Raw genomic sequence first — 14,751 nt, forward strand, 5'->3', positions numbered from 1 at the left:
TTGTTGCGCAAATATCCGAATAAATTATGGTCTGACCTGATTGATGTTAAATTGTGTTATTTTTACCGCAAATCAAATGATTTCATGAAAAAATATATTCCTAATTTCATTACGCTGTTGAACGTTTTTTGTGGATGTGTCGCTGCCGTCTTTGCAGTGTCAAACCAGCTTGAAATGGCGGCTCTATTTGTTTTTTTAGGAATCTTCTTTGATTTTTTTGATGGCCTCGCAGCAAGGGTTTTGAATGTGCAAAGTGAACTGGGTGTGCAGCTAGATTCTTTGGCCGATATGATAACCAGTGGTCTTGTTCCCGGAATTGTTATGTTCCAATTGCTTAAAATGGCCATGAGCGGCGGTTGGTACAGTGGTGATGGTGCCTCTTTTTCTTTTCTTTATTTAACGGATTTTGTTCCGTTGATCGGTTTTCTTATTACCCTAGGCTCTGCTTATAGATTGGCAAAGTTTAATATTGACGAGAATCAGGTTTCGTCTTTCGTTGGATTGCCAACGCCAGCCAATGCCTTATTAATCCTTTCTTTGGCTTTAATATTGCAATATCATGAAAACGAAGCGTTAAGCGAATTCATACTTAATCCTTGGTTTTTAGTCTTTATGACCTTCTTAAGCACGTATTTGTTGAATGCCAATATTGAGCTATTCGCCCTTAAATTCAAAACTTGGAGTTTTAAGGACAATGCAGTGCGTTACATTTTTCTAATTGTGAGTGTGGCGCTTCTCATAGCCTTAAGGGTCTTGGCTGTGCCGCTTATAATCGTTTTCTATGTGGCTGCCTCATTGGTATCCAACTTATCGGCAAAGAAAAACTAATGCTAGAAATCCAACTTCTTTTTACGAAGTTCAAAGTTCTGGCCTAAGTAAACTTTACGTACCATTTCATCTGCGGCCAAATCTTCTGGAATCCCGGATTTTAAGATACCGCCTTCAAACATTAGATACGATCTTTCTGTAATGGCCAAAGTTTCCTGTACGTTATGATCGGTAATAAGAATGCCAATATTTTTGTCCTTTAACTGGGCTACAATACGTTGAATATCTTCAACCGCTACAGGATCTACACCGGCAAAAGGTTCATCCAGCAGAATAAATTTTGGGTCGGTGGCCAGGGCTCGAGCTATTTCGGTACGTCTACGTTCACCACCCGAAAGTAAATCGCCTCGGCTTTTGCGAATATGGCCCAAACTAAACTCTTCAATAAGCGACTCCATTTTCATTAGTTGCTCTTTTTTGCTGAGTTTGGTAAGTTGTAGTACGCTAAGAATATTCTTTTCAATACTTAACTTCCTAAAAACAGAATGCCTCTTGCGCCAAGTACCCTATTCCATTCTGGGCTCTTTTGTACATAGGAAAGTTGGTAATGTCCGTACCATCTAGATATATGTTGCCGCCATTTGGCTTAACGAGACCTACGATCATGTAGAAAGAGGTGGTTTTTCCTGCCCCGTTAGGACCAAGCAGACCAATGATTTCTCCTTGGTTTACTTCCAAAGAAATACCCTTTACAACTTTCCGGCCACGGTAGGCCTTCATTATATTTTCAGCTCTTAATTTCATCTTAGAAGTTTCGTGTTTTTTGGGTCCTGAGACCAAAATTGATGGCCATCAAAAAAATAAAGAAACGGGAAACTTTTTAAATAGCCTTACGTTTACCTTTTCTTTAACCCTTTATCCTTTGCTTTTCTCTCTCTCTTAGCCTCGTTTTTCAATACTATTTTTGAAATGTAAATACTCACTTGGTATAATACAAGGACTGGTACGGCTACAATAATCTGACTAGCCACATCGGGAGGGGTAATTACTGCAGAAAGAATCAATACCACAACTAGGGCTATCTTTCTGTATTTTTTCATTATTTCAGGGGTAACCAAGCCTACTTTGGTCAGGAAGTAGATAATAATGGGCAGTTCAAAAAGAACCCCACAGGCTATTACCGCGGATCTTACTGTGCTAATATAGGAGTCAAGGTCAAATTCGTTTAGGACAATCTCACTAACCTGGTATGTGCCCAAGAAGTTAATGGACAAGGGGGCTACTACATAATACCCAAAAAGTACGCCCATAAAAAAGAGAAAGGAGGCAATTAAAATAAAGCCTCTTGAATGTTTTCTTTCGTTAGGGTGAAGCCCTGGGCTAATAAACTTCCAAAGTTCATAAAGAACGTATGGGAAACCAACTATGAAACCTACCCAGATTGCTGTCCAAATATCTGCGGAGAACTGCCCGCCCATAGTACGGCTTTGTATGGTAAATGGGAGTTTTTCAGCACAGAATGCGGAATCAAACCCTAATGAAGTGGCTATGTCACAGAAGAACCTGTAAGTTGGGAAATCCATTTTTGAAGGCCCAAAAATAATAGTGTCAAAGATGAAACGACTCATAACGAACGCCACTGAAGCCAATATTACTACGGCAAGGACCGATCGTATCAAATGCCATCTTAGTTCTTCTAAGTGGTCTAAAAACGACATTTCGTCTGGGGACTTCGTATTTTGCTTTGCCATTATAATATACCTTCGTTGATCAAGTTGTGCAAATGTACAACACCCACGTATTTTTTACCCTCTACACCCAATAATTGTGAGATGCCTTTTTCTTGCATGAGCTCTAAGGCTTCAATTGCCAAAACATCTACCGGAATGGTCTTGGGGTTTTTACTCATTATATCTTTTGCGGTGAGTCCACTAATATTATCGTACTTGTTTAGCATGCGTCTAATATCGCCATCTGTTACAATGCCAACTAGGTCATCGCCATCAGTAACAGCGGTAACGCCCAACATCTTTTCAGAAATTTCTACTATAACTTTTTTGACCTCGGCATTAACGTCTACTTGAGGTTTTTGATTGGCCCCAACAATGTCCGTAACCCTAAGGTACAAACGTTTGCCTAACGAGCCTCCAGGGTGGTATTTTGCGAAATCCTTACTGCTGAACCCTTTCAATTTAAGTAGGCAAATAGCAAGCGCATCTCCTATGACAAGTTGGGCAGTAGTACTCGTGGTAGGTGCTAAATTGTTTGGGCAGGCTTCTTTTTCTACATAGGTGTTCAGAACAAAGTGCGCTTCTTTTGCCAAATAAGACTCGGTATTACCGGTCATGGCAATTAATTTGTTGGTTCCTCTTTTGATAAGCGGAACCAACATTTTTATTTCTGGAGTGTTACCGCTATTGGAGATGCATATGACCACATCATCTTCCTGAATGGTTCCTAGGTCTCCATGAATGGCATCACCTGCATGCATGAAAATGGCGGGTGTACCAGTAGAATTTAAGGTAGCTGTAATTTTAGAGGCGATTATGGCGCTTTTGCCGATCCCGGAAACAATAACCCTTCCTTTGGACTCAAGAATGCAATTAACCGCATCCGAGAAATCTTCGTTTAGTAAAGTGCTTAAATGGAGTATGGAAGCACTTTCGGTTTCTATCGTTTTTTTGGCTACGGCAAGAATAGATTTGCTATTGTTCAAACTATGAAAAGGGTTAAGATTCTATTGTTTTTATGTGCTTATAATCGACAAATACGCTCGTTTTGAATAAAACTATCCTAAAACCGGAATAGTTTCTAAAACTTTGTTTTATATTTAAGATTACAAAATTACATAATCTTGACGTATAGCTAATTTAATACCCTTAAATATATTTTGACTAAATTAGAGTCCCCCGCAACGAAAAGTATGATATTTCAGCAATTAAGATACAATTACCTAAAGTTTTTTACGAGATATGGCAAAAGATAATAATGTTTTGAAAAAAACTGAATTGCATGCCTCGTTAAAAAAATATTTCGGTTTTTCTGAGTTTAAAGGTCTACAGGAAGGTGTTGTAACCAGTCTTTTGGAAGGCAACAACACGTTTGCGATTATGCCTACAGGTGGCGGTAAGTCACTATGTTTTCAACTTCCGGCTTTAATGAAGGAAGGAACGGCTATTGTGGTTTCTCCTTTGATCGCTTTAATGAAAAATCAGGTAGACGCTATTAGAGGTATATCTTCGGAACATGGTATAGCCCATGTACTCAATTCCTCTTTGACAAAAACGGAGGTACGGCAGGTAAAACAGGATATTACGAACGGTGTAACGAAACTACTTTATGTTGCTCCGGAATCTTTAACAAAAGAGGAATATATAGAATTTCTTCAATCTGTAAACTTATCATTTGTTGCGGTAGATGAGGCGCATTGTATTTCTGAATGGGGCCATGATTTTAGACCGGAATACAGAAATTTAAGGACTATAGTCAATAGATTGGATGACGGTATTCCAATAATAGCGCTTACGGCAACAGCTACTCCAAAAGTTCAAGAAGATATTATTAAGAATCTTGGTATAACGGACGCCACTACGTTTAAAGCTTCGTTCAATAGGCCTAACCTTTTCTACGAGGTACGGCCAAAAACCGCCAATGTAGATTCGGATATTATCCGTTTTGTAAAGAAAAATACAGGAAAATCAGGCATTATCTATTGCTTGAGTAGAAAGCGGGTAGAGGAGTTAGCACAGGTGCTTCAGGTAAATGGGGTTAGTGCGGTTCCTTATCATGCCGGTTTTGACGCAAAGACCCGATCAAAATATCAAGATATGTTCTTGATGGAGGATGTAGATGTTGTAGTTGCCACCATTGCTTTTGGAATGGGTATAGATAAACCAGATGTACGTTTTGTAATTCACCATGACATACCTAAAAGTATTGAAAGTTACTATCAGGAAACGGGTAGGGCAGGTAGAGATGACGGTGAGGGGCATTGTCTGGCTTTTTACTCATACAAGGATATAGAGAAACTTGAAAAATTCATGTCCAATAAGCCTGTTGCAGAACAGGAAATTGGTAACGCTCTTTTGCAAGAAGTTGTGGCATATGCAGAAACCTCTATGTCGCGCAGAAAATTCATGCTCCATTATTTTGGGGAAGAATTTGATGAAATTAATGGGGATGGGGCCGATATGGATGATAATACCAGAAACCCAAAAGAAAAACAAGAGGCCAAAGAAGATGTTGTTAAACTTATTAAGGTGGTAAAGGCTACCCATGAAAAGTTTAAATCCAAAGAAATCGTACGAACCCTTTTAGGAAAGGTGAACGCTTTGATAACATCGCACAAGACCGATGAAAAGGAAGAGTTTGGTATTGGTTCCGATAAAGATAAAGAGTACTGGATGGCACTTATACGCCAGACCTTAGTTGCCGGTCTCCTTAAAAAGGAAATTGAACAATACGGAATTTTACATGTAACCGAGAAAGGAAAAGCGTATTTAAAGTCTCCTGAGTCCTTTATGATGACCGTAGACCATACGTATACGCAAGAAGGGAACGACGCTATTGTGAGTGCGGCAAAAGCAGGTGTTTCAGATGAAAAATTGCTAAAGCAGTTAAAGGATTTGCGTAAAAGCCAGGCAGATAAGCTTGGTGTTCCTCCATTTGTGGTGTTTCAGGATCCATCCTTAGAGGATATGGCCATGAAATATCCTATTTCCCTAGAAGAACTTACCACCATTTACGGTGTAGGAGAAGGGAAAGCTAAAAAGTACGGAAAACCGTTTGTTTCGTTCATTGCTAGTTATGTTGAGGAAAACGAAATCATACGACCAGACGATTTGGTGGTAAAAAGTACTGGAGCAAATTCTGCTCTTAAGTTGTACATTATCCAGAATGTAGACCGAAAACTTCCATTAAGTGATATTGCATCGGCAAAGGGAATTGAGATTCCTCAACTTATTAAAGAGATGGAACAGATTGTCTTTAGCGGAACAAAATTGAATCTTGATTATTGGATCGATGAGGTGTTGGACGAAGACCAACAAGAAGAAATTCACGATTACTTCTTGGAGGCCGAAACCGATGACTTGGAAGAAGCTATGAAAGAATTTGATGGTGACTACGAAGACGAAGAGCTACGCTTATACCGGTTAAAATTTATTAGTGAAGTAGCTAATTAACTATATACATAAGCTTTATAAGAACAAGGCAGACTAGAAAGCTACATGGTATTTCTTGTCTGCCTTATTTTTTGTGGAATTACAAAACGGCCTTTTCCAAAAGTTGAAATTTCATTGTTGTAGCATTCATAGCAGCTTTGGTTCCAATTGGAAATGTAAAGTTGTTTTCTACGTGACCAAAACTCATGCCGTACATCGCCGGAATCCCTAGTGGTTTGATTCGGTCCATGATGACTTCTTTTAAGGAAAATGAAATTGGATTGGTAGACTCGTTGCAACCGGCGCAAACGCCAAATAGAATACCTGCCGCTTTATTGAACGTCTTGCCTTCTATCAACTGAGTGAGCATTCGGTCTATACGATATGGAGCTTCTTCTACATCTTCAATACAGACTATGGCATCTGTAAAGTCTATTTCATCTGCAGTGCCAATTAAGGCGTTAATAAGGGTTAAGCTTCCGCCAACAATTTTTCCTGTGGCACTGCCTTCTGTAATAGTATAACGCTCAAACTCCGGATTGGTGGTCAATTCAGGTTTCAGAAGTTTTATATTCTCTATTTCTAATTTTTCTTTAGGAAACATGACAACGTTTTCTAGTTGACGAATGCTGTACGGGTCGTTTAACGTGGAGCCCACGGGCCCATGAAATGTAACTAGTCCCGTTTTTTGGTGAATACCGTTAAGCAATGCGGTAATATCACTAAAACCAATAAAGGTTTTAGGGTTCCTTACGATATTTTCATAATCTATCATTTTCATGATACGAGTACAGCCATAACCACCTCTTGCACACAAGATGCCATTAATTTTGGGGTTGGAGAACATTTCGTTTAGGTCCGTTGCTCGCTCCTCATCTGTATTGCTCAAATAGCCGTAATTGCCTAAAACACGATTGGTATGGTAGGGTTTGAAACCCATAGACCTTAAGGTCTTTTTTGCTTCTTCCAGCACTGAAGAATGAATGGCGTAACCAGGAGCTATTAAACCGATGGTATCTCCTTTTTTTAGTCTTTTAGGTTTTATTAAAACAGGTTCTTGAGAAGAAATGAGGTTAGCTCTGCCTAAATTTGGTAGTAATGCCGCTGCTGAGGCACTTACTGCTGTACCTATAAATTGTCTTCTATTGGCCATATGCTTGGGTTTGATGGTATGAATTTAAACAGAATCATAAAAAAAATCGGCCATTTGGCCGATTTTATAAATAAAGTTTTGCTTAGCTCTTAAGGTGTTGAGGTACCGCCATCTGCATTGGCTCTTCGTAATTGCCGTTGTATTTTTTTTATGGCGGACTCAATAGATTTTTCAGGTTCTATGATATTGTATTGGCCCCAAAAATCAGGATCCGCAAAACCAATGGCCTCATCGCTTAAAATAATGGATGTTTTAATTCTATCCTTGGCTTTGGGAAATTCGGTAACCAAATTTTTCTTCCAGTCTGTAACGGCCATTTCACACGTCATACTATAAACCGAATTAAAGAGGCGTTTGTCCCAATTGATTTTAAATTCTAACAGAACGTTACTGTAGCTATAGTACCATTTCCCGTTTTTTTCACGATAATCTACCCGATAGGCAACATCTGTGGGCCATACCTGTGCGTTTCTCGGCTTTCTGCGAACGAATAACTTTGCCGCCAAATCTTTATCCGTAATATTAAGACTGTATATGGCACTAGTAAGAATCTTGTTCTCTGCATCAATATAAAGTTTACCCTTGTACAGAGGGTCTATGACCTGTGTACTCTGTTCAAAATTGATGACATATACTAGTTTGTCATTTACCCGCGTAGAATGGTCAAATTTAAATACATAATGGTCTAGTGTTTCCTGAGAGAAAATATATTCAGGATATTTCATGATGTCAACAAAAAGTGCATTAAAAGGGCCGCCTTGTAGCTTAAGGGCCACGGTGTCCAATTTGTCGTAGTCCGTACTTTTTCTAGCCTTGTATAGCTTTACACCATCTTTTTTAAAGGAGTTGTAGGGTGTTTTGTAAATATTTACCACAGCCTCAGAAAGGGAGACATTTTTTCTGCGTTTTTTTATAGTTTCCCTATAGAAAGCGGTCATTAACGTAGGGTCATCAAAATAATTTTCGCCTTTCTTTTTAAGTACTTCGCGTACCAGCTCTTCTGCATTTTTGGGAACCGCAATATTAACTTCGGGTAGTTCCGTAACCGAAGTATTCATTATAATTCTATTCTTCTCTTTGTTGAGCTGAGTTAAAGGTATGGTCTTGGTACTGTAACCTAAGAAAGAAACTATAACATTTGCATTGGAAACATCCTTGGGGATTTTTAAAGAGAATTCTCCTTCTGTATTGGTTATAGTGCTAATATTGGATTCCTCTATGGCCAGCGAAGCAAACACCAACGGTTTTTTTGTTTTGGAATCAATGACTTCCCCTTTGTAAAGGTTATATTCTATTTCTTGCTCCGTGTTGTCCTGAAAGAAAGCCGAAGCCTTGTGGGGACCGATTACCATGCTCAGGAGCATGGTTAACAGTACCGCAACTGCAAGTTTTTGAGTGTTCTTTTTCTGTTTTGGTATCATGACATTATATTTTGAGGGCGTATTCTTTTTTTATTCTCTCTAAGTTAATGATTTTTAGTTAAATACATGTTCTAAAATCAACTTAAATTATAGTGTTGGTTTAGTCTCCAGCGAGTAACTTAAATTACAGGTTTCAGCTTTATAACACAAAAATGTCAATGGAACGGACCGCTTGAAAAGAGAGAAACTAATCTAGAAGTGCGTTTTTGACGAAGAGGATACGAGTCTGTTTATTTCTTCCAATTCCGTATCTGTAAGGTCTCTCCATTTGCCGACTGGAACATCTAATTTTACGTTCATGATACGTATTCGTTTCAGCCTTTGAACGTTGTAGTCCAAATATTCGCACATGCGTCTAATTTGTCTGTTCAGACCTTGGGTAAGTATAATCTTGAATTCATATTTGCCAATCTGCTCTACCTTGCATTTTCGTGTTACGGTATCTAAAATGGGCACGCCATTTTGCATTCGCTCTATAAAATCAGAAGTAATGGCCCGGTCTACGGTTACCAGATATTCTTTTTCATGGTGGTTTCGGGCACGAAGAATTTTGTTTACAATGTCTCCATCGTTGGTCAAAAAGATAAGACCTTCACTAGGTTTATCCAATCTGCCAATAGGAAAAATACGTTTAGGATACTTAATGTAGTCAATTATATTATCCTTTTCAACACTCGTATCTGTAGTGCAGACAATACCAATAGGTTTGTTAAAGGCTATATAAATGGGTTTCTCCTGGGGTTCCGAAATTAATTTACCATCTACTCTTACCTCGTCTCCTTCGGTAATTTTTGTGCCCATTTCCGGTACTTTTCCGTTAATGGTGACCCTGCCTTGGTCTATGAGTTTATCTGCTGCACGACGCGAGCAAAAGCCAACTTCACTTAGGTATTTGTTAATTCGGGTCTGTTTGGGTTCTTGCACGCTTTTCTCTTTTAGAAATGCAAATTTACAGGATTCTAAAATGGTATGCTAACAAGTTTTTTTTTGAGGCGAAGTTTATATGGGTTCTTTTTAACGCTTCGCCATCATCCGTAAGGTAAACCAACCTAAAACCACTATTATGGTTCCCATAATTAACCATAACCATAGTTTGTTTTCAAAAAGAGGACTTTTTGAAGCTTGTTTGGTTTTTTTGATTTTATGGATATCCCCCAATTTTAAAGTAGGTGCATGCGGTGGAATGGAATGTGTTATCTGCTGAATATCATATTTGGGGCTATGAGCTTTTTTTTTGCCGTAGACCAAGTAATAATCCGCCTCGGTAGAAAAACGGGCCAATAATGAATGTGCATACCCTTTTGCGATTGCGGATTCTATCTCCAACGCTTCATTATCGTTGTTCTGAATGGTGATTCTTAGCTTTTCCGCTAGCGTACTGGCAAATTTAAAACCTGTGGTATCTACAGATGCTAGAGTTCCGTTAAACAAGTTTCTGTAAGTATATTTTATGCCTTTCTCGGTTTGAATACTATCGGATATATATTGAAGCTTCACAGAACGGTAGTAATCTATTTTGTCCGCTACTTTTAGTTTTAGAAAACTAATGGGCAATCTTTGGTTCAAATCTATATCTATGATGGTCTCCTTACCTTTTTGGTCTATATTCATAAAGGTAATAGGGTAGGTGTTGTATAAAGCATCTACGGAACCGTCCAAACTTATTATGGCCTTTTGTAGTTTGGGGTTTTCATCAGTTTTGACCAATAGCCGATAATATTTGTACTTGGATTCGGGAAAAGTTAAAGTACTGTATGTATAACTGGTCTGGTTGTTTTGGATGGATAAAATACGATAATCATCCAAGATTTTAAACCACTCATTTTGGGTTTGACTTCCTTCTAGAACAATATGCCAGTTAAAATTGGTTTCATTAAATTTTAAATCGATTTTATTGATAGCCTCCGTAGTAGGAACTTCATAGGTAAAGTAATACCCATTTTTGGTAGACGCCGTATTAAGCGGTTTAAAGGCGATTTCTTTTTTGTTGTTTTTTTCGGAAGTAACCTTTAGCATATAGGGAGCTTCTATGGTGTCCGTCTCGGTAACACCATAAATACGAATATCGGAAAGGTCATCTTTCGTGTTGTGAAATACGTGATTGGGTAAAGCAATTGTTTGCCATTCTTCTGAAATACCGTTTAGTTCTTGTTGGTATTCATACGTAGAAAGCTGCCCGAAAGCTATAGTACAAGACCACACTCCAAAGAAAAAAAGAATTTTATTTTTCAGGTTCATCCGAAATAACATTTTTGTATTTATTATAGAGAAATGAGATGATCAGCAACAGTACACCTAACGAAACAAAAACAATGGTCTTAGAGATAGTATTAAGTGATGCTATGTCATAGAGAAACAATTTGGCCAATGTAACGCCAAATAGAGAAATGGCGCCAATGCGCAGGTACTTTCGCTGCTTATTGATTCCAAGTGCAATAAGGAACAGTGCATATACGCCCCAGAGAATACTTAAAGCTAATTTGTAGGATTGGTCGGAGCCGGCAAGGTCCATCCAATTTAACAGCTCGCTGCTAAGGATATAAAGGATTGAAATATGAGTTATTATTTCAATGGGTATTTTTAGATTGATATTCATAAAAGTACGTTTAGAGAGTTTTATGAGGGCAATCCATAAAAGCGCAAAAAATGCAAATGATATATAACGTAGGGCAATGTTCATTACGCCAATTTCGTAATATTCGGAAAGTGCACGGTCTATATAGCTTTCGCGTAGTTCACTTAGTAAGTACAATCCTGCAGTTAGAAAAAACAGACTAGCGGCTACACCCGTAATCAAAGTGCTTAGGCCCAATATTCTATTTTTAATTTTTTTGATGTTCGCAAAGGCAATGATGCTTAGGAATAAAAAAGTGTAATTAAAAAGCCAAATACTACTAAAGTCGTTTAAGTCATAATTGTACTCACTATAACTATACGTATCATCTGGTTTTAGTTCTACTTCCGATGCTGCAAACATGGAGTTCCAATACTGTTCTATTTCTAGAAAAAGGGACATATAAGAAACGAACAGTAAAATAATTGGTATAACAAATGACATGACCAATGGTAGCTTGGAAGCAGGTTTTTCATTTGGTGTAAATCTGTGTTTTTGATTTATCAAATTAATGAAACCAAAAGCAACAAGAAATAGCATTGAGGTTAAAAAGTAGCTATTGAAAATAGGGGTTATATCCGTTTTTGAAAAGTAATTGCTATAGCCAGCGCCCCAATCTTCGGTAAGACTAAGAAGAGCCAAAAACATAAGCGGGTAGGAGAGGTGCTCATAAAACGAAACCTTCTCGGTCCGGCCAATATAGAATAACAATGCGGCCTGTAATGTCCATAACAAAGTAACCCAATTACCGTCTAATTGGACGGGTATGGCAATTGTAATGAATACAAGAACAAGCCCCGCAACTAGATGAAAGAGGTTACGGTCTGCCAGTTTTTTCTTGAAGAGTATGGCACTTACTATAAAATGTACAATAGCATTCGTTAATGTAAAAACTCCAAGGAGGTCCTTGCCAGTTTCGTGGTTGGATAAAAGACTATATCCCAGACCATAGAAAATAAATGAATTTAAGAGCAGCAATACAATATCGCTCTTTAGGAACTTTTCTTTTTTAATTACTTTATACGCTAAAAACGTAGCATAAAATATAACGAAAAAAACGGTTAAATATATGAATGCCATTGAAAAATGATCTTCTGTTGTGTAGGAGAAAATCATCCATGAGCTATAAATAAGATAGGTAAAGGAAAAGGCGGAATAGAAAAGAAGCTTCCAATATTTTTTTAAGGAAATGACCAGAATTCCTATATTAATGCACGCCATATAGGCGAATAATGTAGCGGCGCTTCCAGAATCGTTACTTAGTAAAAACGGTACGGCATAAGCGCCAACGAGTCCAATATGGGCAATAACTTGTTTGTTATAATTTAGGGCCGCAACAACCCCGAAAATGGTAAAAATAAGCATTAAAGCAAACGCCATTAATTGCGGAAACAAGCCATAAAAACTGTAAGCGGCAAAGGTTATGAAATAAAGAATGGCCAAGGCGCCGCTTACTAGTACGGCACTATAATTTTCATATTTGGCCTTTAACTTTATTCCAAAGCCTATAAGACCTAACCCTGCTAAATAGCCTAGTATGATTCGGGTAAGCGGACTTATTAATTCATTTTCTATGGAATATTTAGCGCCAATGGCTACACCAATTACGGTTATAGCAATACCAATTTTATTGATGAGGTTTTCTCCTATAAACTTCTCAAGATTGGATTTGCCTTTTGGCTTTTTTATTTTTTTTGGAACCTCTGGAGTGGCAATAGGAGGTTGAATAACGGGTTCAGCCGTTTCCTGAATTATTTGTTGTTCAGTATTTGTAGGTTCTGGAACCGTGCTAGCTTCCTGAATGGGTTCGGGAATTACTTGTTCTTTGGCCAGTTGGTCAGGACGCAGTTTTTTTAGGTCTTCAATTTCTTGGTAAAGTGCCATCAGTTCCTTGGCAAAACCCTCTTGTTTACTTAGAAGTAGTTCAAGTTTTTGGTTTAACTGGTCAATTCGGTCTTGGTGATTGGACATGTTGTGGTTCCTTTTTGTTGTCCCAATAGAAAATATAAAGCCACAGGACTAACCTATATAACGGAAGATGAAATGATTTATTGATAGGAAGCTAAGATATAAGAGGATATGAGTCCTAATTTAGAACCGAGAAACGACTACTTGGATACCGGGTAGCGATTTACTGCTTTCTGTTCAGTTCAAAACTATAAAGTTGCCTACCTAGCTCGGCTAGAAACGGAATGCCAATAGCATCATATTCATAAGTATTGTCGTTAAAGACCCCATTTGAATTGACCAATACGGTGGCGGTAATCATAAATTCCACATTGTTAATAGTATCCTTAATGTAAGCGCAGTCGGTTAAAGTGCCATAAGCAAAACCCACCTTGTTGTAGATTTCAATGTGGTCCGGAATGTTTTCTTTGGTATCTCCATACATGAAAAACTTACAATACCCATCATAGAAGTCCGTGGCGTTGTAACCCGCATTTCTTGGCACGGTACGCATAGCGCTCATTAAGAAGTGGTGTTGTTTGTCGCTCAAATTAAAACGCTCGTTCTTGTCAAATTTTTCGGGAAAAATGATTCGCTTTAAAAGAGAACTTTGAGCTTCAATGGCGTAATAATTCTTTAAGCTGAAATCAAATGGTTCAACCATAAGGGAATCGTCTTCGTAAAAACCTGTCCCCTTTTTTATATGATTAAGTTCAAGAGCTTTGGGAAAGATGTTAATGGTGGAGGGCAGCATGTACGTAGTGCTGTCGTTCTCATAAACAATTAATGGTTTTGTGGCGGTATTTTCTTCTCCATTGCCCAGTCTTTGCCATATACGAACAGGAGAAATACCTTTTCTTTTAAGAATTGCATTGATGGAATCCTGTCCTAAAAATTCAATCAACCTGTTATTTGCATCGTTATCGCTTACTGCGAATATTTGTGAGATAGCTTCTGAAAAAGTCGTTTCCACAGAATCGCCTTCAACGTAAAACCGCGTATCAAGATCAAGAGAATCCATTTGGTTCAATTGCTCAAGGGCCACTACTGCCGTTGGGAATTTTACAGTGCTGGCAGGGTAGAAGTAGTTGTTTGAATCTACTTGAAAATCAAAATCATCAAAGTAAACTTGGTTCCCTTTTCTATTGATTTGAGTATACCGTATCTGAACTTCATGCTCGTTTAGGTGGTCCATTACTCGCCGTATTTTTGGAGAGTCGGAGTTTAGTATTGCCATTAGCGGGTCTCCTACTTTTTCTTCCTTTTTGGATGCACAGGAAAAAAGGAGTACGAGACTTAGGGTTATAAAGGCAAACTTATTGTACATGAGCTTCAATACATTTTATAATACTTGGTGTTACGACCTAGTTCTGGGCCGGTTCAACATACACTTCTCCTCTATGGGGTTTAAGGGCATCCCTAACGGATATCATTTCGGTCTCATCTACCACCATAAAGGCTATACTGTGCATTTCGTTAAAATCCTGGGAACCGGTAATATTAAGATTGGTTTTTTCTAGGGCAATAAACTCCTTTAGATGGATAACGTGATGTTCTGCAGTTTTTTGTGCGGCTGGACCTCTAAAATCCCATATCAATTTTATTTTTCTACTCATAAAATTTGTATTCTATCTACTGTGGATGATTAACAGGAATCCTCAATTTAAGTTTTTCACTATAATTCGG

11 protein-coding genes and 1 pseudogene are annotated in these 14,751 nt (G+C 38.2%); 2 read left to right on the forward strand and 10 right to left on the reverse strand.

Annotation, left to right across the window (positions count from 1 at the left end; genetic code table 11):
- The first annotated feature begins 84 nt into the window (after positions 1–84).
- Complete coding sequence (locus SJY45_RS18750) at positions 85–828, forward strand: CDP-alcohol phosphatidyltransferase family protein (RefSeq protein ID WP_400072696.1); 744 nt, start codon at positions 85–87, stop codon at positions 826–828.
- Between the two features lie 2 nt (positions 829–830).
- Here SJY45_RS18750 and lptB read toward each other — a convergent pair.
- The 3 genes and pseudogenes from lptB to SJY45_RS18765 all read right to left on the reverse strand — a co-directional run bounded on the left by lptB (position 831) and on the right by SJY45_RS18765 (position 3,484).
- Positions 831–1,572 (reverse strand): annotated as a pseudogene (lptB, locus tag SJY45_RS18755) (LPS export ABC transporter ATP-binding protein).
- 92 nt (positions 1,573–1,664) lie between these two features.
- Positions 1,665–2,519: a twin-arginine translocase subunit TatC gene (gene tatC / locus SJY45_RS18760; RefSeq protein ID WP_400072698.1), complete on the reverse strand. Its 855-nt coding sequence runs from the start codon at positions 2,517–2,519 to the stop codon at positions 1,665–1,667.
- Positions 2,519–3,484: an SIS domain-containing protein gene (locus SJY45_RS18765; protein WP_400072700.1), complete on the reverse strand. Its 966-nt coding sequence runs from the start codon at positions 3,482–3,484 to the stop codon at positions 2,519–2,521. The genes tatC and SJY45_RS18765 overlap by 1 nt, the downstream gene beginning before the upstream one ends.
- Positions 3,485–3,740: 256 nt before the next feature.
- Here SJY45_RS18765 and recQ point away from each other — a divergent pair, with 256 nt between their 5' ends.
- Positions 3,741–5,951: a DNA helicase RecQ gene (gene recQ / locus SJY45_RS18770; RefSeq protein WP_215912711.1), complete on the forward strand. Its 2,211-nt coding sequence runs from the start codon at positions 3,741–3,743 to the stop codon at positions 5,949–5,951.
- A 79-nt stretch (positions 5,952–6,030) separates the two neighbouring features.
- Here the strand turns inward: recQ and SJY45_RS18775 are convergent, their stop codons facing one another.
- The 7 genes from SJY45_RS18775 to SJY45_RS18805 form a co-directional block, all read right to left on the reverse strand.
- Positions 6,031–7,083 (reverse strand): LD-carboxypeptidase, encoded by a 1,053-nt coding sequence (locus tag SJY45_RS18775; protein WP_400072702.1) that lies wholly within the window; start codon positions 7,081–7,083, stop codon positions 6,031–6,033.
- Positions 7,084–7,172: 89 nt separating this feature from the next.
- Positions 7,173–8,504: a carboxypeptidase-like regulatory domain-containing protein gene (locus SJY45_RS18780; protein ID WP_252735695.1), complete on the reverse strand. Its 1,332-nt coding sequence runs from the start codon at positions 8,502–8,504 to the stop codon at positions 7,173–7,175.
- Positions 8,505–8,696: 192 nt separating this feature from the next.
- Complete coding sequence (gene rluF, locus SJY45_RS18785) at positions 8,697–9,428, reverse strand: 23S rRNA pseudouridine(2604) synthase RluF (RefSeq protein WP_400072704.1); 732 nt, start codon at positions 9,426–9,428, stop codon at positions 8,697–8,699.
- 90 nt (positions 9,429–9,518) lie between these two features.
- Positions 9,519–10,742 carry a DUF3999 family protein gene (locus SJY45_RS18790; protein ID WP_400072706.1) on the reverse strand — a complete coding sequence of 408 codons (1,224 nt, stop codon included), beginning with the start codon at positions 10,740–10,742 and terminating at the stop codon, positions 9,519–9,521.
- The gene (locus tag SJY45_RS18795; RefSeq protein WP_400072708.1) at positions 10,726–13,089 is read right to left on the reverse strand and encodes a DUF2339 domain-containing protein; all 2,364 of its coding nucleotides are present in this window, start codon (positions 13,087–13,089) and stop codon (positions 10,726–10,728) included. Before SJY45_RS18795 ends, SJY45_RS18790 begins: the two co-directional genes overlap by 17 nt.
- 160 nt (positions 13,090–13,249) lie before the next feature.
- Complete coding sequence (locus tag SJY45_RS18800; RefSeq protein ID WP_400072710.1) at positions 13,250–14,392, reverse strand: serine hydrolase; 1,143 nt, start codon at positions 14,390–14,392, stop codon at positions 13,250–13,252.
- Positions 14,393–14,429: 37 nt separating this feature from the next.
- Positions 14,430–14,681, reverse strand: coding sequence for a hypothetical protein (locus SJY45_RS18805; protein ID WP_215441814.1), 252 nt, complete (start codon positions 14,679–14,681; stop codon positions 14,430–14,432).
- Positions 14,682–14,751: the final 70 nt, after the last annotated feature.

The sequence above is a fragment of the Zobellia russellii genome (assembly GCF_044597075.1).
Taxonomy (GTDB): Bacteria; Bacteroidota; Bacteroidia; order Flavobacteriales; family Flavobacteriaceae; genus Zobellia; species Zobellia russellii.